Here is a 19,860-nt window from a genome sequence, read left to right as displayed (position 1 = left end):
TTTTTCGTTTCTTACGTGTGTTCTCACTTACGTTTACTCCCTTCGTGATTATGAAAAAGACTTCTGCTTTTGCGATCTTTTTATCCCTTTTTATTCCAATCCTTTTTAACAGTTGCTCTTCTCTTAATGAAATTCGCGTTGCCGGGACCAACTTTACCGATGAGATCAGCCAATCCCAAAATCTGATTTTTACATTCAACAAAGACATTGTCTCCGAAAGCGAGCTGAATGATTGGGACTCCACACAATATGTACAATTCGAACCGGCAGTGCGTGGAAAGTTCAAATGGTCTGCGCCTAATGAGCTCGTTTTCTCGCCTGTCGCGGGATTTGGAGCCGCTACAAAATATACGGCCAAACTCACCGATCAGCTGACGGAGAAGATTGATAAAGACAAAAAATTATCTGTTTCAAAAGAGCCGCTCGACTTCCATACGCCTTATCTTCAATTGGTTGAAACAGAAAGCTGGTGGGCACTTTCGCAGGAAAGCGGCAAGCAGGAAGCCAGATTAAGGTTAATTTTCAACTATCCGGTAAGCAGCCAGAATGTCGCTGAAAAACTGAAAGTATCGCTCGGGGATAAGTCTTTGGATTATAAAATATTGCCAGTTACGAACGAACATTCTGTCACGCTCGCCATCAGCAACGCTGGTAAGACAGACAACAACCCCATTCCTGTTAACATCGCCATTGAAAAGGGCCTGAAAGTCCAGAACACTTCTTATATAAGCCACGAAGCGATCATCAAAAGCGCAAGCCTGCCTTCGCCGCTTCATCTCGAAATTGTGAACATTAAAACCGGTTTTGAAAACAATTCCGGATACGCCCGCATTATTACGACCCAGGAACTGGATAAGGAAAGCATTGCAAATGGCTTCAAGCTAAGCCCGGAAATTCAGGTTCAAACGGAACCGACAGAAAACGGCTTCATCATACGCGGTGAATTTAACGAGACAGAAACTTATAATTTACTGATTAATAAGACACTGAAAGGTGTTTTGGGCGCATTTCTGGGCGATGAAACATCCAAGGATCTGTTTTTCGGGAAAATGCCTGCGTCCATTGCTTTTGCCAACAAAAAAGCACTTTATATGACGCCTAAGGGCTCCAAAAACCTGGGCGTTCAGATCGTGAACATTCCCAAAGTGCAGGTGAAAGTTTCCAAATTATACGCCAATAACATCCTGAGTTACGTCCGTAACAACCGCTGGAACGAATACGGCTATTCGGGCGACGAATGGGTGGAAACCGGCGCCTTTAATTACAGCGACGACCGGGATAATGAGCTGAGTGACATCATTGTTGACAAAACCGTTGAAACCGAAAACCTGCCGAAAAGCAAAGGAATTTCAGCATTGAATGTGGCCCTGCCCGAAGATAATCAGCGCAAAGGCGTATATCTGGTTTCGGTCAATTCAAAAGATGAAGCCTATCTGGGTGCAACAAAGCTTGTTTCCATTTCCGACATTGGCTTGATCGCGAAACAAGGCAAAGACGAAATGTGGATTTTTGCCAATTCCATTAAAACAAATGAGCCGCTCGGCGATATAGAAATCACGCTCATCAGTTCAAATAATCAGACTGTGCATACCGCAAACACCAACGGCGACGGCATTTTGCACATTGAAAAACTCAGCGAAAAAGCGCCGGGATTCAAAATTGCCATGTTAACAGCGACTTTCAAGGAAGATTTTAACTATCTGATCTTAAAGGATACGCAAGTGGAAACCTCGCGATTTGAAGTGGAAGGTTTGCGGGATAATGCCTCTGGTTTACAAGCCTTTATTTACGGACAAAGAGACATTTACCGCCCGGGTGAAACCATGCATTTCAACACGGTTATCCGCACAAAAAAATGGGATAGCGCCAAAGAAATTCCCCTCAAACTACGCATGCTGACGCCTAATGGGCGTGAATATCGCACCTGGCGTAAAAATACAAATGCTCAGGGCGCCGTAGCAATTGAAGTGCCTGTTGATGCGGCCGGGCTTACCGGAACATATGTGCTGGAAGTTTACAATGGTAACGACATTCTGCTTGCCTCGCATGCTGTTAGCGTGGAAGAGTTCATGCCGGACCGGATCAAAGTGGATTTGAGCGGCGCAGCAAAGGAATATGTATCCGGAAACAATGTATCATTGACCGCAACTGCAACCAACTTATTTGGGCCACCAGCCAGCAACCGCACGTATCAGATGGACGCGCAGTTTAAAAGAAAAGGCTTTTCCTCGGCTGCTTTCCCCGAATTTGTATTCGACATTCCAGGCGAAACAGCGTTTGAAAAACAGAGCCGCCAGGGTGTTACCAATGAGCAGGGACAAGCCACCGAAAGTTTCCCGATAGCCGCCGGCCTGAAAGATATTGGCGTGCTGGAAGGAAAAATATTCGTGACCGTTTTTGACGAAAATGGTCGCCCGGTCAATCGTTTACAGCGGTTTGATGTTTTCACGCAGCCAACATTCTATGGAATCCGCCTTCCGGACGCCTATGTAGGAACCAATGCCCCGGTTCCTGTTGAAATAGTCGGTGTAAATAATAAAGGTGTTTTGAAAAAAAGCGCTGCCAAGATCGAGATCGTTCGCCTTGAATATCAAACCGTTGTAGAAAAAAGATATGATGTGCTGCAATACACTTCCCGGAAAAGTGAAAAGACGGTGTATGCTACAACATTAGACCTCAAAAACGGAAAAGGAAGCATTCAATATGTTCCCACGATCTCGGGAGAATATGAGGTTCGGGTGCGTCGCCCAGGCGCAGAACATTATACACTCGCTCATTTCTATGCATACGGCTACGGTTACACGCAATATTCTTCATTTGAAGTAAGTAATGAAGGCCGCGTGCTGATGGAAACTGATAAGCAAAATTATAAGGTTGGAGAGTCGGCTAAGGTTTTGTTCAAAACACCTTTTGACGGAACGCTGCTGGTTACAGTCGAACGCAATAATGTACTTGAACAGCATATTTTGAAAACGGAGAAAAAGGCTGCGGAATTGACATTCAAGCTGAAAGAAGAACATTTACCCAATGTCTTTATCACCGCCACATTAATCCGCCCGTTCGACACCACGGACATGCCCCTCACCGTAGCGCACGGATTCACTCCTATCCTGGTCGAAGACCCGGACCGAAAACTGCCTGTTGCTATAACGGCCATTGAAAAATCGAGATCCAAGACAAAACAACAAATCAGGATCAAAACCGCACCGAATGCGCAGGTAACGCTGTCCGTTGTGGATGAAGGCATTTTGCAGATCAAAAACTCCAAAACGCCCGACATTCACGGCCACTTTTACCAAAAATGTGCTCTGGAAGTGACCACGCACGATTTATATGCGCAGCTATTTCCTGAACTGACTATAAGCGGCTCTTCGAGTTTTGGTGGTGATGGTTATGATCTGGAAAGAAGGATTAATCCTTTGAGCAATGGCCGGACAGAACTGGTTTCATTTTGGAGCGGCATATTAACCGCAAATAGCAGCGGCGAAGTCAATTTCGACGTCAATCTGCCACAATTCAGCGGCGATCTTAGGATTATGGCCGTGGCTTATAAAGACAACGCCTTTGGTTCGGCAACGAAAAACATGAAAGTCGCCGATCCTGTGGTGATCAGCGCAGGTTTACCCAGATTTTTAAGTCCCGGCGATGAATTAACCTTGCCTGTCAACATTAGTAATACCGAAAACAAAGCCGCCAATGCGACTGTTTCCGTGCAACTTAGCGGCCCACTGACATCAGGAGCGATTCCTTTGACTCAAAAAATGACGATCCTGCCTGGAAAAGAAGCACGTGCTATCTTCTCGGTGAAAGCGCTTCAATCAATCGGACTTGCGAACATTACGGTGAAGGTTTCGGCATTTGGCGAGACTTTTACCAATCAAACCAACATTACGGTCCGGCCCGCATCGCCGCTTCTGAAATCGAGTAACTCAGGGCAGATTGCAGCCGGGAAATCAGGATTGATCAATCTTGCCTCCACCTTCATTCCTTCTACCAGCAGAAGTCAGATCGTTTTGAGCCGGTCGCCATTGGTGCAGGGTGGCGGAAAAGCGCTTTCAACATTGCTCGGTTATCCTTACGGCTGCCTGGAACAGACCGTTTCCAAAGCATTTCCTCAGATTTATTTTGCTGATCTCACCAAAGCAATGGCCGCGCCGGTCTACACAGTGAAAAGTGGCGCGAGCGATTTCAATCCCATGACCAATGTGCAACAGGCGATCCGCAAAGTGGAGTCGCTGCAACTATTTAATGGCGGAATGACGATGTGGCCGGGTTCGACGCAGGAAGACTGGTGGGCAACCGCATATGCTGCCCATTTCCTCGAAGAAGCGCGGCGCGCAGGCTTTGAAATCAATACGAAAACACTCAGCCGTGCATTGGATTACCTTAAAACGCAAACAGGAAACACGGCAAACAAAGAAGTCATAACCGCAAGCACCGGAAACAGCTTGAATTATGGGAGTGAGCCATCGGCCGGATCTCAATCCAGGAAAACGGTGGCGCGCAGAGAAGCCATTTATTCGCTTTATGTCCTGGCGCTGAACAGTCAGCCTAACCGGGCTTCCATGAATTATTACAAGCAAAACCCACATTTGCTGACATTGGATTCCAAATATTTGCTTGCAGCCGCGTTTCAGCTGGCAGGTGATACAAGAAGTTTTAATGCGCTATTGCCCAAAAAGTATGTTCCTGAAAACCGCACACAAGGCTTTGACAACAGCTATTCTTCTCCATTGCGGAACATGTCATTGGTTTTGAACACACTTATAGAGTCTGATCCAGACAATATGCAAATCCCTGTTTTGGCCCGCCAGCTATCCAAAACAGTTCAATCGGCCGCATATCTGAATACACAGGAAGCAGCATTCTCCGTTCTGGCATTAGGAAAACTGGCTAAAAAGACCTCAGGATCAACTGTTACTGCGACCGTTTCAGCCAATGGAAAGAATGTGGGAACATTTACGGGCAAAGAGCTTAAAATCGCAAAAGGAATTGAAAATCAGAAGGTTTCGATCCAAACGCAGGGCTCAGGCGATTTGTATTGGTTTTCGCAATCGGAGGGCATGTCCGCAACAGGCACATACGCGGAGGAAGATCAGGGGTTAAGCATTCGCAGGCAGTTCCTTACCCGTGACGGCGCACTTGCTAATACATTCAAACAGAATGATCTGGTCATCGTAAAGCTAACATTAACCAGCACAAACGGCCTGCCGATTGATAACATTGTAATAACTGATATGTTACCATCCGGCTTTGAAATCGAAAACCCAAGAATTACGGAGCCGCGGGATATGCCATGGGTTAAAAATGCTTCAAGCCCTGAATATCTGGACATTCGCGACGACCGCATTCACTTTTTCACCACTGCCAATAATACGGCCAAGACATTCTATTACCAGGTTCGCATTGTTTCCAAAGGCACATTTACAGTAGGACCAGCTGCCGCTGACGCCATGTATCAGGGCGAATATCGCAGCTATTCGGGTGGCGGAAAAATTAAGGTTGAGTAATTAAAAATAAAAGAAACGAAGAATCAAACCACCGGCGATGGCTCCAAAAACGGGGCCGGCCACCGGAACCCAGCCATAAGACCAATCGGAACTGCCTTTATTAGGAATGGGCAGAATGGCATGCGCAATCCTTGGTCCCAGATCCCTTACCGGATTAATGGCATAACCTGTGGTGCCGCCTAGCGACAAACCAATGCTCCAAACCAGCATTCCCACTAAATAAGGCGCAAACCCGGAAGGGATTCCACCTTTTTCAGGATCCGAAGTGCCGGCATAACCAATGGCTACAATGCCCACGATTAGAATGACAGTCGCAATAAATTCACTTAGAAAGTTAGCACCTGACGACCGGATAGCCGGACCCGTGGCAAAACAGGCCAGTTTAGAACCCTGATCCTCAGTGGCTTTCCAGTGTGGCAAATATTGAAGCCACACGAGCACTGCACCCAAAAACGCGCCGATCAATTGCGCCGGAATGTAACTTGCAAGCAAGCTGTAATCCTGACGCAAGAACGCAAATCCAATGGTAACGGCAGGATTCAAATGGGCCGCCGCGCTGCCAAAAGCATTGGCCGTAAAAACCCCGATCATTACTGCAAATCCCCAGCCTGCGGTAATCACAATCCAACCCGCATTTTCTCCCTTGGTTTGTTTGAGAACGACATTGGCGACGACCCCGTTACCTAATAAAATAAGGACCATTGTTCCGATTAATTCTCCAAGAAAGGGTGAAGGCTGCATGAGTTACAAATAAGGTTGGATCGGCGAATATGCGAATTGTTTCATAATTTCTGACATCAATACCAAAAAGAATATTTCCTGCATTTTTTACCAATTTTCGACGCCGTTTTCTACTAACTTTGCCTGATAATCAATTTTTGTATTGAAAATCATGTCATTAAACCAACTTACGGCTATCTCTCCTGTCGACGGCCGTTATTACAAGCAAGTATCCGAGCTTTCTGCTTATTTCTCCGAATATGCCCTAATTTATTACAGAGTTTATGTGGAGATCGAATACTTTATCGCTCTTTGTGAAATTCCATTGCCACAGTTAGCGGAGTTTGACAAGAAACATTATGCTTCCCTGCGCAAGATTTATGAGGATTTTAGTGAGGATGATGCGCTGCATATCAAAGACATAGAAAAAGTTACCAACCACGACGTTAAGGCCGTTGAATATTTTATAAAGGAACAATTCGAGAAACTAGGCATCGAGTCATGCCAGGAATTTATCCACTTCGGGCTTACATCGCAGGATATCAACAACACAGCCATCCCGCTTTCCCTTAAAGACGCGCTCGAACGTCAGATCAAGCCCTTGTTCCGTCAGGTTCTTTTTGTATTGAAAAGAATGTCGATCGAGTGGAAAAACGTGCCGATGCTGGCATTCACGCACGGGCAACCGGCCTCCCCTACACGCGTAGGAAAAGAGTTTCTGGTTTTTGTGGAAAGGCTGGAACGTCAGCTGGAAATGCTGGACAAAATTCCGCATTCGGCTAAATTTGGTGGAGCCACCGGAAACTTCAACGCACATCACGTGGCTTATCCGAAACAGGATTGGATGGCTTTTGCCAACCACTTTGTAGAAGGTTTGGGATTAAAAAGAAGCCGCCACACCACCCAAATCGAACATTACGATAACCTCGCCGCCACATTCGACTGCCTGAAGAGACTGAACACAATCCTGACCGACTTGAACCGGGATATGTGGACGTACATTTCAATGGGTTATTTCAAACAAAAAATCAAAGCAGGCGAAGTAGGTTCCTCTGCCATGCCACATAAAGTTAACCCGATCGATTTCGAAAATTCAGAAGGAAACCTGGGATTAGCAACCGCATTATTTGAGCATTTCGCTGCAAAATTGCCCGTTTCCCGCCTGCAACGCGACCTTACGGATTCAACTGTTTTAAGAAATATTGGCGTGCCGTTGGCGCATTTGGCCATCGCATTGAACTCGTTGATGAAAGGCTTGGGCAAAGTTGAGCTGAACGGAGAAATCCTGAAAGCCGAACTGGAAGACAACTGGGCAGTAGTTTCGGAAGCGATCCAAACCATCCTGCGCCGCGAAAGCTATCCAAAACCTTACGAGGCATTGAAAGAGCTAACCAGAACAAACGAAAAAATTACCCACGACTCCATTTCCCGCTTCATCGAGACATTGGATGTTTCTGAGAAGATCAGGGAAGAGTTAAGGGCGTTATCGCCGTTTAATTATCTGGGTGTTGTAGAGGACACGCATTAAAAATCGCGCAGCGAATAATATTCAGGCCTTACGGTATAATGTTTGTCGGCCTGTAACAAAAACGGGGAGCGACGTAATATTGGTAGAAATAATCGTTGCACAAATAAAATAATAATCCCGGAGGGATGTAACAACTAACTAACTGTTACATCCCTCCGGGATTATTTTGTTTCAAATATGATTTCCTGCTACCGATGTTATGTCCCGCTGGGACTTTGTTATCACCTGCTGGACTAGCCACACTTCGAAGAGCCGCAATCCTTGCAAGTCAAGCAGCCTTCCTGATACAGCAAATTCGTTGAATTACAATTCTGGCATTTCTGCTTTTTTGCTTCCGTTCCATCCGGAATGTATTGTTTCAATGCACGTGCAACGCCGTTTTTCCAGGTGTTGATGGATTCGTCCAGTTGCAGGCTGCTGATCAGGTCTACGACTTTTTCAATCTGCATTCCGTGACGTAACGTGCTGGAAATCAATTTCGCGTAATTCCAATATTCGGGATTGAATTTATACGAGAGCCCTTCAATAGTGGTTTTATAGCCACGCGTATTTTTATATTGAAAATCATAACGCGAACTGCCGTCTGCTTCGCGATTCTTAATAATTACGCCTTCATTAACCCATCTTGGCAAAAGGATCCCATCTTCATCATCGGCAAGACCGGTGAAAATTTCATAAGGCTGGTTATCGATCAAACCTACAAATGCAATCCATTTGTCTTTTTTGTTTTGGAAGCGGACAACATCAGCTTCCAGAATTTGTGGCCTGGTCGTTGGGAAAGGCACATTACCGGCAACAGTTTCCTCCTTTTTCTCCGTATTGGCAATCAAAACGCCGGATCTTGAACCGTCGCGATAAACTGTAACTCCTTTGCAGCCAGCCTTCCAGGCTTCCATATAACATTCGCCTACCAGCTCTTCGGTCACGTCATTAGGCATGTTAATGGTTACACTGATAGAATGGTCCACCCATTTCTGGATAGCGCCCTGCATTTTTACCTTTTTCAAATAATCCACATCATTGGACGTGGCTTTGTAGTAAGGCGATTTTTTAACAAGATCATCCAGCTCTTTCTGCGCGTAATTTTTGCTGATATCATGGCCATTGATCTCCATCCATTCCTTGAAACGATGGTGGAAAACGACATATTCTTCCCAGGAATCGCCTACCTCATCCACAAAGTCCACACGAACGTCCTTATCGCCCGGATTCACTTTTCTTCTTCTCTTATAAACGGGCAGGAAAACCGGCTCGATGCCCGACGTCGTCTGAGACATTAAACTCGTTGTTCCTGTTGGCGCAATGGTAAGCATAGCGATGTTACGACGGCCATATTCCAGCATTTCGTAATAAAGCTGCGCATCAGCTTCTTTCAGCCTCAGAATGAATGGGTTATTCTTTTCCCTTTCTGAATCAAAAATAGAAAATGCGCCTCTTTCTTTGGCTGTCTTTACAGACCCACGGTAGGCTTCAAGTGCAACGGTTTTATGTATTTCGACTGCAAATTCGGTTCCTTCGTCACTTCCGTAACGCAGGCCCAGCGCGGCAAGCATATCGCCCTCTGCGGTGATGCCGATTCCTGTTCTTCTGCCTTCTCTTGCTTTGGTTTGAATGTTCAGCCAAAGGTTGCGCTCCACTCTTTTAACCTCTTCGTCTTCCGGATCCTCATCGATCTTGTGAAGAATTGCATCCACCTTTTCCAGTTCGAGGTCGATAATGTCGTCCATCATGCGCTGCGCGGCTGCAACATGTTTTTTGAACAAATCCCAATTGAATGATGCCTCGCTCGTAAAAGGTTTGTCCACATAAGAGAACAAATTAATCGCCAGCAGGCGGCAGGAATCGTAAGGACATAATGGAATTTCGCCGCAAGGATTGGTAGAAACCGTTTCATAACCCAAATCAGCATAGCAATCGGGCACAGATTCGCGAATGATCGTATCCCAGAACAAAATCCCGGGCTCGGCCGATTGCCAGGCATTATGCACAATTTTTTTCCACAAAGCCGTCGCATCAATGTCCTTAATGTGCGTTGGCGTTGTGCTTTTGATCGGATATTGTTGCTTGTAAGTTTCGCCGGATTCGACAGCGCGCATAAATTCATCGTCAATGCGGACCGAAACATTGGCGCCGGTTACTTTGCCCTGCTCCAATTTTGCATTAATGAAATCCTCAGAATCCGGATGCCTGATTGCCACCGACAGCATTAATGCCCCTCTGCGACCGTCCTGAGCCACTTCTCTCGTCGAATTCGAGAAGCGTTCCATAAAGGGCACAATGCCCGTGGAGGTAAGCGCAGAATTTTTAACAGGCGATCCTTTCGGACGAATGTGCGACAAGTCATGGCCAACACCGCCGCGCCTTTTCATCAACTGAACCTGCTCCTGATCAATCTTCATAATGCCGCCGTAAGAATCCGACGCACCATTGTTACCAATCACAAAACAGTTTGACAAGGATGCAATCTGATAAGGATTGCCAATGCCCGTCATCGGACTTCCCTGCGGAATAATGTATTTGAAATCTTTGATCAGATCAAAAACCTCGTCTTCACTTAATGGATTCGGGTAAATGGCCTCTATCCTTGCAATTTCCTTCGCAATGCGTCGGTGCATGTCGTCGGGCGTGGCTTCGTATATGGCGCCGTATGAATCTTTGAGCGCATACTTATTAACCCAAACGCGCGCCGCCAGATCGTCTCCTTTAAAGTATTGAAGCGAAGCCTGGTACGCCTCTTCTGTCGTATAGGTCTGTTGTGTTTGTGTGGTTTTGGTAGATTCCATATCGCTTATATATCAAGAACATTGAAGAAAAATCAAGTATTAAAAGTAACTCTTTTCTCGCTTGCATCTTCAAAATTTGTTCACTTTATTAACTTAATGTTAAACAAATGTTTACAAACTTTTTTCGTAACATTTTGAAAATGAGTAATCTGGTCTAGCTTCGTTAAGAAAAAGTTCGCAAATTTTATTTTCACATCTTTTTTTACAAGAAAATATTTACAAAAAAAACCGGCTTCAATGGAAGCCGGAAATTTAGAATTACCATGGCGAAATTTTGTCTTAACTCCTAACTACTGCTTAAAGCCGGCTAACAGATCTTTCAACTTAGTTTTTTCTGGTGATTTCAAAGCGGAGGCGTTTCCGTCTTTTAGTACTCAATTATATAAAGCAAATATAGAATTATAATTTAGACCAAATATAAATAATTAAGAAAAAATTACTTTTCCATTCTTGAAACAATTCCTCGGACTTTTATTATTGTATCTTGAAAACTTGCACAAACCGCCCCGATCCTAGACCCCTATCCTATTGAAAAAGTTAGTCACTAATCTTACCTTCTGGGTTCTCACCGCCATAACGGCCGGTGCCTTAATGGGACATTATTTTCCGGAGCAGGCCGTGCAAATGGAGATTCTCGGAAAGGGATTTATTTCCATTGTCAAAGTATTTATCAACCCCATCATTTTCCTGACCATTACATTGGGGATCATTGGAATGGGTGATTTGAAAAAAGTTGGGAAAGTAGGTGCTAAGGCGCTGATTTACTTCGAAGTGGTAACAACGCTGGCGCTGATCGTGGGTGTTGTGGTGGCCAATGTGATCCGGCCCGGAGATGGCGTCGTAACCAGCAGTTTGCAGAAAGGCGACGCGTCTGCTTATACCAGTAAAGTGCAGGATTTCAGTTGGTTGCAATTTTTTCTGGATAATGTTACGCTTCAAGTCCTGTTGTTCTCATTGGTTTTGGGAACTGTTTTAAGTAAATATTCGGGTAAAGAAAAAGTCACAGAATGGCTTACTTTTTTGTCCAAATACGTTTTCCGCGCCCTGCACCTGGTGATGATTTTCGCCCCCATCGGCGCTTTCGGCGGAATGGCTTATACTATCGGAAAATATGGCATTGATACATTATTGCCGCTTGCCAAGCTCATGGGAACCGTTTACGCCACGATGGCCGTCTTTATCTTTGGCGTTCTGGGGCTGGTGATGCGAACTTACAAGATCAGTCTCTGGTCTTATTTGAAATACATTCGGGAAGAATTGCTGATTGTGCTCGGCACGTCTTCCTCGGAAGCCGGTTTGCCTTCATTAATGGTCAAATTAGAAAGAATGGGCTGTTCCAAACCAGTTGTAGGGCTGGTCGTTCCGGCAGGTTATTCCTTCAATCTCGACGGAACAACGATTTATCTTTCCATGGCAACGATCTTCCTCGCGCAGGTTTTCGATGTGCATCTCACATTTGGGCAAATCTTGTCATTGATCGGCATCCTGATGGTAACCTCCAAAGGCGCTGCGGGCGTTACGGGAAGCGGCTTCGTGGTGCTAGCGTCCACATTAACCGCCATTAAAGTGATTCCTGTCGAAGGCCTGGCGCTGCTCCTGGGTGTCGACCGCTTCATGTCCGAAGCCCGCGCCATCACGAATTTCATCGGAAACGGCGTCGCCACAATCTGGCTCGCCAACAACGAAAAAGAATTCGACCGCAGCAAAATGGAATACGCCTTCGCGAATGTTAACGAAACAGAAAACGTTATTACCGATAATTTGACCGATACAACGCAGCGGAAGGATTCGGTTTAAGGCAAAAAATTCACAAACACTTTAAACACACTTATACATGTCAAAAAGCACCAAACTGGTTGTCCAAAACATTGAAATCGGACTAGTAAGTATTAATTCTGAGGACTATATATGTTTAACAGATATGGTAAAAGCTAAGGACGGAGACTTCTTTGTCAGCGACTGGCTCAGAAACGTTAATACACTTGAATATCTTCAGGCCTGGGAAGGAATGTACAATCCAAATTTTAATTCTGGCGAATTCGCTTCAATTAGAAGCCAGTCAGGCATTAACTCCTTTAAAATTAGTGTCAAAGAATGGGTTGCGAAAACCAATGCAATCGGAATAGTGGCGAAAGCAGGTCGGTACGGAGGAACATATGCACATAAGGATATTGCATTCACCTTCGGTATGTGGATTAGCCCTGTTTTTCAATTATACATAGTAAAAGAATATCAGCGGCTAAAAGAAGTTGAATCTAATATATACAACCTAGAATGGAACGTTAAGAGAGTCCTTTGTAAGGCAAATTATAAAATCCATACGGATGCGATCAAAAACTACATTATCCCGCAGGCAGGTTATACAAAAGCGAAGGAATGGCTGCTTTATGCCGATGAAGCTGATTTGTTGAACATTGCTATGTGGGGATGTACTGCACGTGACTGGAAACAAGCCAATCCTCAGCGAGTCTTACAAGGCGAAAATATCAGGGATATGGCCAGCATAAATGACTTGGCCATCTTGTCGAATATAGAAAGTTTAAATTCGATTTTGATCGGCCAACGGCTTTCAAAGGCAGAGAGACTCCGATTTCTTGCCAATACAGTTGAACAGCAACGGAAATCGCTGGAAGGAATTGATCTCATTAAGGGCATCAAAAAACTAAATGATAGCACATTCTTAAATGCCAAAAATTAACTTTGAAAATTCAGTAACAAGCTTTTTACAAAATGACAACGGATAATATTGAGATACTGACCCGGGGAAAAAGGGGTTTCATAGGGGAAGAATTTGATTTGAAAAAATGGGAGGATGTTGAGCCGTTTTTTGAAAACCTTAAAAATAGGGAGATCAATTCGGCCGAGAATTTGCAGCAGTGGTTTCTGGATAGGAGTGAAATTGAATCTTATTTGTCGGAAAACTTTGCGTGGCGATACATTCGGCAGACTTGCGATACGGCTAATACGAGCCTGATCAACGCTTTGCAATTTTTCATCACTGAAATCCAGCCGAAACTTGCGGAATATGGCAATGCTTTGGACAAAAAAGTGGTCGACAGCCCTTATCTGAGCGAATTAACGGAACCTGGATTTGAAATTACAGTGCGCGGCATGAAGAAAGCCATCGAAATCTTCCGCGATGAGAACATTCCGCTGATCACAGAAATGCAGACCGAAGAGCGCCGCTACGGAGCCATCGCGGGCGCCATGACGGTGACATTGGACGGTGAGGAAATGACTTTGCAAAAAGCCGCCGACCGGCTACAATCCACTGACCGCAACATTCGGGAAGAAGCCTGGCGCGCTATCAGCGGCAGACGCTATGACGACCATGAACAACTGGACGAGCTGCTGGGCAAGCTGGTAACATTGCGCGACCAGGTTGGTAAGAATGCCGGTTTTGCCAATTACCGCAACTATATGTTTGCTGCGATGGGCCGTTTTGATTACACGCCGGAGGATTGTTTCAATTTCCACGGGTCGGTGAAAAAAGCAGTCGTTCCTATGCTGGATGAAATGGCTGCGAGCAGAAAGTCGGCTTTGGAGGTGGATGCGCTTCGTCCGTGGGATACAAAAGTGGATCCGCAGGGATTGGCGCCATTGAAGCCGTTTGCAACGGGCCAAGAATTGCTGGACAAAACAATCCGCTGTTTTTCAAGGCTGGACCCATTTCTTGGAAATTGCCTGACCACCATGAAGAATATGAAGCATCTCGATCTGGAATCCAGGAAAGGAAAAGCGCCGGGCGGCTACAATTATCCGCTTGACGAGATTGGCGTTCCGTTTATCTTCATGAATGCAACGTCGAATCTTCGGGATATGGTAACATTGCTGCACGAGGGAGGTCATGCGGTGCATTCGCTGGTAACGCGGAATTTGAAGCTGAATTCATTCAAACACACGCCTTCCGAAGTTGCGGAACTTGCTTCCATGTCGATGGAATTGATCACAATGGATTATTGGGATGAGTTCTTTGAAAACGAAAATGACTTGAAGAGAGCGAAAATCCAGCATTTGGAATCCATTCTCGAAACACTTCCCTGGGTTGCGACGGTTGATAAATTCCAGCATTGGATGTATGAAAATCCACAGCATTCGGCCACTGAACGCACAGACGCATGGGTTCGCATCTATGAAGAATTTACAGATAAAGTAATGGACTGGAGCGGTCTCGAAATTTATAAAAAATATCTTTGGCAGCGTCAGCTACACATTTACGAGGTTCCTTTCTATTACATTGAATACGGAATTGCACAACTGGGAGCAATCGGCGTTTGGAAAAATTACCGCCAGGATCCTGCAAAAGGCCTGAAAGGTTATCTGGATGCGTTGAAGCTGGGCTATACGGCCACAATTGGCGACATTTATCAGGCAGCCAACATCCCGTTTGATTTCTCGGAGCAGCATATCACTGATCTGATGCAGTTTGTCCGCAACGAACTGGCCGAATTAAAAAAGTAACATTTCGTCAGGGCTGATTTGGTGGTTATGAAAATGACGGTTATTTTTGCCCATATTACTATGAACGATCAAAGAAATGAAATTCTATAAAATTGTTGCATTTGTTGCCTGTCTTGCATTGCTTTCTTCATGTGACTATCAGAAATACAATCACATCGAGCAAAAAGACCTGAATACTGGCAACGAATTGGTTTACGGCGTAAGCCCGGATTCATTGCCACGTCAAATGTCTTTGAAATATGAGGCTAAGCCAGAACTTGAAACACGTGTAAACGACATCCGTGCCAAATTATACAGCGGCACGACGAATGCAGTGGTTAAACAATAGTATATTTCTGCCTAAATATGAAGATATCCTCACACAACTGGGGATATCTTTTTTTTGAAATGCTGCCTATATCTTATTGAACAATTTTAATACAGGTTGCAGCGTATAATCCTTCTGATACAGTTCCATTGACTAACTGAGTTGTGACAATTGAACATTTTTAATTTACTTTACGTATTCGAGGCAGTAGAATACTCGTATTAATCAGGAACGGACAGGCAAATAAAAATACACAAAAACATGAATATAGCTTTGGTAACCGGCTCGGCCGGTCTGATAGGAAGTGAATCGGTTGCGTTTTTAGCGGATAAATTTGATCTGGTAATCGGTGTTGATAATAATTTAAGAGAATACTTTTTCGGCGCTGACGGAAATACAGAATGGAACCGTAACAGGATCCAGGATCAGTTTAACAACTACAAGCATTATGCTGCTGATATTCGTGAAGTTAGCCAGTTGGAACCGATCTTTAAGGAATACGGAAACGACATTAAGCTGATCATCCACGCAGCCGCACAGCCAAGCCATGACTGGGCAGCGAAAGAGCCGTTTACAGATTTTGGTGTAAATGCGGTTGGAACGCTTAATATGCTGGAAATGACACGCTTGCATACACCGGAAGCTGTGTTTATTTTCACTTCTACCAATAAAGTTTATGGCGATAATCCTAATTATCTGCCATTGATCGAGCTGGAAACGCGTTGGGAAATCGATCAGAACCATCCTTACTTCGAGAATGGAATTGACGAGCAGCATAGCATTGACCACACAAAGCATTCGGTTTTTGGTGCTTCCAAAGTGGCTGCCGATATTATGGTTCAGGAATATGGCCGCTATTTCGGGATGAAAACGGCAGTTTTCCGTGGCGGATGCCTTACGGGCCCGAACCACTCCGGCGCTCAATTGCACGGATTCCTAGCTTACCTGATGAAATGTGCCATTACCGGCAACCATTACACGATTTTTGGTTATAAAGGAAAACAAGTTCGCGACAACATTCACAGCCATGACCTTGTGAATATGTTCTGGCATTTTTATCAAAATCCACGTCCGGGTGAAGTGTATAATGCGGGTGGCGGACGTTTCGCAAACTGCTCAATGCTGGAAGCGATCGCGCTTTGTGAAGAGATTACCGGCAACAAGTTATCATACTCATACTCAGAAACAAATAGAATCGGTGACCACATCTGGTATGTGAGCGATTTGTCGAAATTTAAGTCGCATTATCCAGGCTGGAACTGGGAATATGGCTTGACTGAGACACTTACCCAAATTCACGACGGTATTTCTTCAAGACTAGCAAAAACCGTTTAAAATCTTTCCGAAGCCTCCGAATTTAACTTTTCGGAGGCTTTCAAATTCCTCCCCCATGCCCGAAAATTTTGTCATTATCATTCCTCAATTCAACGACTGGGAGGCGCTGAACCTGCTTATAGAAAAGATTAACGCGGATTTAAACGCCTCGATCTTAAAAAACACCACGCTATTTATCGTTGACGACTGCTCCTCCAAGGAAAGAACATCACCATTTGTAAGTTTTGGGGGGAAAGAAATCAAAGTCCTGCGCTTATATCGCAATCTGGGACATCAAAAAGCGATTGCCATTGGCCTTTCCTATGTTGCCGAGCACATTGCAGCGGATAAAGTTATTGTCATGGATGCGGACGGCGAAGATGCTCCCAGCGACATTAACTTGCTGGCAGAAAGATCATTACAAGAGCCGGGCAAGATCATTTTTGCAGAACGTAACAAGCGCACAGAGAACTTTCTATTTAGATCTTTCTACGTGATTTACAAAATGCTTTTCAAGTTGCTGACCGGAAAAGTGATCACATTTGGAAATTTCAGCCTTGTTCCGCAAAATCGTTTGCAAAATCTGGTCCGCGTTTCAGAGATCTGGAACAATTATCCGGGCGGCATTATCCGTTCGAGGATTCCTTATGATTCCGTCTTGACGAACCGCGCCAAAAGACTGGCCGGAGAAAGCAAAATGAATTTCGTTTCGCTGGTTTTGCATGGGTTGAGTGCCATTTCTGTGCTGGTTGACACCACGGCTGTCCGCATTCTGATCTTCTCGATTTTCATGTCGGGCATAGCCATTGCTTTTATCATCTTCATCATTTTCTTGAAACTCATTGGCAATGCAACGCCTGGCTGGGCATCCACATTGGGCAGTACGTTAATGATTTTGATGTTGCAATCCTTCCTTATTTCGCTATTTTTGGTTTTCATGGTATTGCAATATCGTTCTCAACAACATTTTATTCCGGCAGTTCATTACCGCGATTTCGTTGAGAAGGTGGACACTTTCAGCTAAACCGCATGCTCACTTTTGACAATTCACCGCCTGTATATTGGCTCATCGGATATGTGCTGGCGGCGTTTGTAGTCTTTTCGGGTTTTTATAAATCCATTTCAACAAAAATCTACATCATATCAGCAATTATTCTGCTGATTTTCATGCGTTTACCAGTGATCGTTTTCAACCGGGAGCTTAATCCTGATGAAAGCCAGATGCTGAGCCACGCGATCACGTTGTTCAAAGATCCTATTTACTGGCGCGCGGTGGACGGCACGACCATTGGTCCGCTCGACAATTATTTACTGGTTATCCCAAGGTTACTAGGCTTCGAGATCAACTACACATCCGGCCGGGTGATGGGCCTCATTTGTGCGGCGGGTGCGCTGGTAATGCTGTTCTATGCTCTTAAAAACTGGTTTGGAGCGTCTGTTGCCCGTAAAATCTCCCTGGTTCCGCTGCTGTTTCTGGCTTTTACACAGGAGATTGACTTCGTCCATTATTCCAGCGAACAGCTTCCCGTTCTCTTGCTTTCTATTTGTGTCTGGTTACTTTCAAGAGCGACGCAAGGCCTTGGAAATGACAAGACTAACTTATATTTCCTTGGACTAGCCGCAGGTGCCGTTCCTTTTGCCAAGTTACAAGCCGTTCCACAGGCACTGGTTCTTGCTGCGGCTGGTTTATGCGTTGGTTACCAATGTTTTAAAACAAAAAAGGAGTTTAAGCCGATTCTGTTTCTCTTGTTAGGAGGTCTTACATTTCCTATCCTGACACTCATTTGTACATTGATTTTCAATGTCTTTTCTGACCTGATCTTCTTCTATATCTTAGGAAATGTGATTTACGCGGGCGGAAAAGGATTTCTCGACATCCCAAGCCAGTTCATTACAATTTTCAGATTAAGCGCTGATTTCCAAATATTTACATTAGCATTGATCTTGCCGATATGCATTGCATTTTACCAGATATTTCGTAAACCGAGTATTGGCAAGATGAAGCCCATTATTACTGTGTCCATTCTATTGCTGTTGTTTTCAAGCATTTACGCGGTTACCAAGTCAGGTAATGATTTTATACATTATCTCAATTTCTGCATTATCCCCTGCACATTGCTGGCGGGTTATGGTTTATTTAAAATTGAAAAATGGTCGGTTGCCTTCCCTGTTATCGTTTTGCTCTGGTTTGCTTCCAATGACGCGTATCACTATGTTAAAGAGCGCAGGCTGAACGCTTTTAACTCTGTCAATGCAAGAACATTGGCGCAAAGTCCTGTTGTAACTGCTTTGAAAAAATATAGCAAACCTGACGATTACATGGCCGTATGGGGTTGGCAATGTGCATATTATGTAGAAGCCCAATTGTTACAGGCCACCGCAGAAAACCATTCCGAGCGGTCTATTTTCCTTCATCCGATGCAGGATAAATACAAGAGCCGCTATATGGCTGATATGGAGCGAACTAGGCCTGCTATTGTCCTGGATGCGGTGGGGAAAAACAGCATGTGGGTGCAAAACAAAAAAGCACAGGGAATTGAGAGTTACCCTGCGCTTTTGGAATATGTTAAAGCTAATTACAAACTGATCGGCGACTTTGACGACACGCGCTTATATGTGCGCAACGACCGCCTATAATTGTGTCAAAACGTCTGTTGGCTGTGCGTTTTCGGCTTGAAGCAAGTCGTTTAATGTAGTTTGGTCCAATACGGCGAGGTTAGCGTCGCGCCATCTTTCTAGCACGGAGCGCAGGCTGCATGTTTCTTCATCCTTACAATCGTCGCAACGGCCATAAAAGAACATCGAAACACAAAGTGCCGGCGCGATCGGACCGTCGATGATCCGCAATACTTTTGAAAAATTAACCTCACCCGGCGGAATGCGCAGCAAATAGCCGCCTCCTTTTCCCTTTTGACTTTGTAAAACTCCGTTGTTACGCAAGTCAAGTAGTATCGCCTCCAAAAATTTCTTCGGAATCTTCTCTTTTTCAGCAATGTAGGAAATCAAGACCGGCCCTTTCCCGTATTGTTCTGCTAAAACTTTTAAGGCTTTAAGCGCGTATTTTGCTTTTTTAGAAATCATTTTTGCTCAAATGTACTTTTAGTCAATTTAGCATAAAGGGCGAATCTTTTTCATCCCGGATTAACAGATGATCAGTTCTAAATATCGAACATTTCACCAAATATCCTGCTAAATGCAGAACATTAATTGGTTAAACAATAATTCCCTTGAAAATTT

The 19,860-nt window shown here is 44.7% G+C and carries 12 protein-coding genes; 9 read left to right on the top strand and 3 right to left on the bottom strand.

From position 1 onward, the window contains the following. The first annotated feature begins 50 nt into the window (after positions 1 to 50). Positions 51 to 5,510, top strand: a complete 5,460-nt coding sequence (locus tag L0660_RS19660; protein WP_235160995.1) for an alpha-2-macroglobulin — start codon at positions 51 to 53, stop codon at positions 5,508 to 5,510. Here L0660_RS19660 and L0660_RS19655 read toward each other — a convergent pair whose 3' ends face one another. Further along, entirely contained in the window at positions 5,511 to 6,251 is a 741-nt protein-coding gene (locus L0660_RS19655; RefSeq protein ID WP_235160994.1) for an MIP/aquaporin family protein, read from the bottom strand. Between the two features lie 151 nt (positions 6,252 to 6,402). Between L0660_RS19655 and purB the strand changes: the two genes are divergently transcribed. Beyond that, entirely contained in the window at positions 6,403 to 7,758 is a 1,356-nt protein-coding gene (purB, locus tag L0660_RS19650; RefSeq protein ID WP_026631994.1) for an adenylosuccinate lyase, read from the top strand. A gap of 233 nt (positions 7,759 to 7,991) precedes the next feature. On the opposite strand, the gene L0660_RS19645 is transcribed toward purB, so the two are convergent. Beyond that, complete coding sequence (locus L0660_RS19645; RefSeq protein ID WP_235160993.1) at positions 7,992 to 10,541, bottom strand: adenosylcobalamin-dependent ribonucleoside-diphosphate reductase; 2,550 nt, start codon at positions 10,539 to 10,541, stop codon at positions 7,992 to 7,994. 528 nt (positions 10,542 to 11,069) lie between these two features. On the opposite strand from L0660_RS19645, the gene L0660_RS19640 reads away from it, so the two are divergent. The 7 genes from L0660_RS19640 to L0660_RS19610 all read left to right on the top strand — a co-directional run bounded on the left by L0660_RS19640 (position 11,070) and on the right by L0660_RS19610 (position 19,260). After that, a complete protein-coding gene (locus L0660_RS19640; protein WP_255703598.1) occupies positions 11,070 to 12,338 on the top strand; it encodes a cation:dicarboxylate symporter family transporter in 1,269 nt (422 codons plus the stop codon). Between the two features lie 37 nt (positions 12,339 to 12,375). After that, entirely contained in the window at positions 12,376 to 13,239 is an 864-nt protein-coding gene (locus L0660_RS19635) for a KilA-N domain-containing protein (protein WP_235160991.1), read from the top strand. Between the two features lie 32 nt (positions 13,240 to 13,271). Beyond that, on the top strand, positions 13,272 to 15,002 hold the full coding sequence (locus L0660_RS19630) for a M3 family oligoendopeptidase (protein WP_235160990.1): 1,731 nt from the start codon (positions 13,272 to 13,274) through the stop codon (positions 15,000 to 15,002). 76 nt (positions 15,003 to 15,078) lie between these two features. Continuing rightward, positions 15,079 to 15,330, top strand: coding sequence for a hypothetical protein (locus L0660_RS19625; RefSeq protein ID WP_026631989.1), 252 nt, complete (start codon positions 15,079 to 15,081; stop codon positions 15,328 to 15,330). 240 nt (positions 15,331 to 15,570) lie between these two features. Next, positions 15,571 to 16,644: an NAD-dependent epimerase/dehydratase family protein gene (locus L0660_RS19620; protein WP_235128412.1), complete on the top strand. Its 1,074-nt coding sequence runs from the start codon at positions 15,571 to 15,573 to the stop codon at positions 16,642 to 16,644. Between the two features lie 55 nt (positions 16,645 to 16,699). After that, positions 16,700 to 17,647 carry a glycosyltransferase gene (locus L0660_RS19615; RefSeq protein ID WP_235128413.1) on the top strand — a complete coding sequence of 316 codons (948 nt, stop codon included), beginning with the start codon at positions 16,700 to 16,702 and terminating at the stop codon, positions 17,645 to 17,647. Between the two features lie 5 nt (positions 17,648 to 17,652). Then, on the top strand, positions 17,653 to 19,260 hold the full coding sequence (locus tag L0660_RS19610; RefSeq protein WP_235160987.1) for a hypothetical protein: 1,608 nt from the start codon (positions 17,653 to 17,655) through the stop codon (positions 19,258 to 19,260). Here L0660_RS19610 and L0660_RS19605 read toward each other — a convergent pair. Continuing rightward, positions 19,255 to 19,704, bottom strand: coding sequence for an Rrf2 family transcriptional regulator (locus tag L0660_RS19605; protein WP_233799112.1), 450 nt, complete (start codon positions 19,702 to 19,704; stop codon positions 19,255 to 19,257). The two genes, L0660_RS19610 and L0660_RS19605, sit on opposite strands and share 6 nt — an antisense overlap. Between the last annotated feature and the right edge of the window lie 156 nt (positions 19,705 to 19,860).

The sequence above is a fragment of the Dyadobacter sp. CY351 genome, assembly GCF_021502625.1.
In the GTDB taxonomy this organism is placed as follows: Bacteria; Bacteroidota; Bacteroidia; order Cytophagales; family Spirosomataceae; genus Dyadobacter; species Dyadobacter chenhuakuii.
The sequence above is the reverse complement of the archived record's forward strand: the minus strand, read 5'-3'. Positions and strand labels throughout refer to the sequence as shown.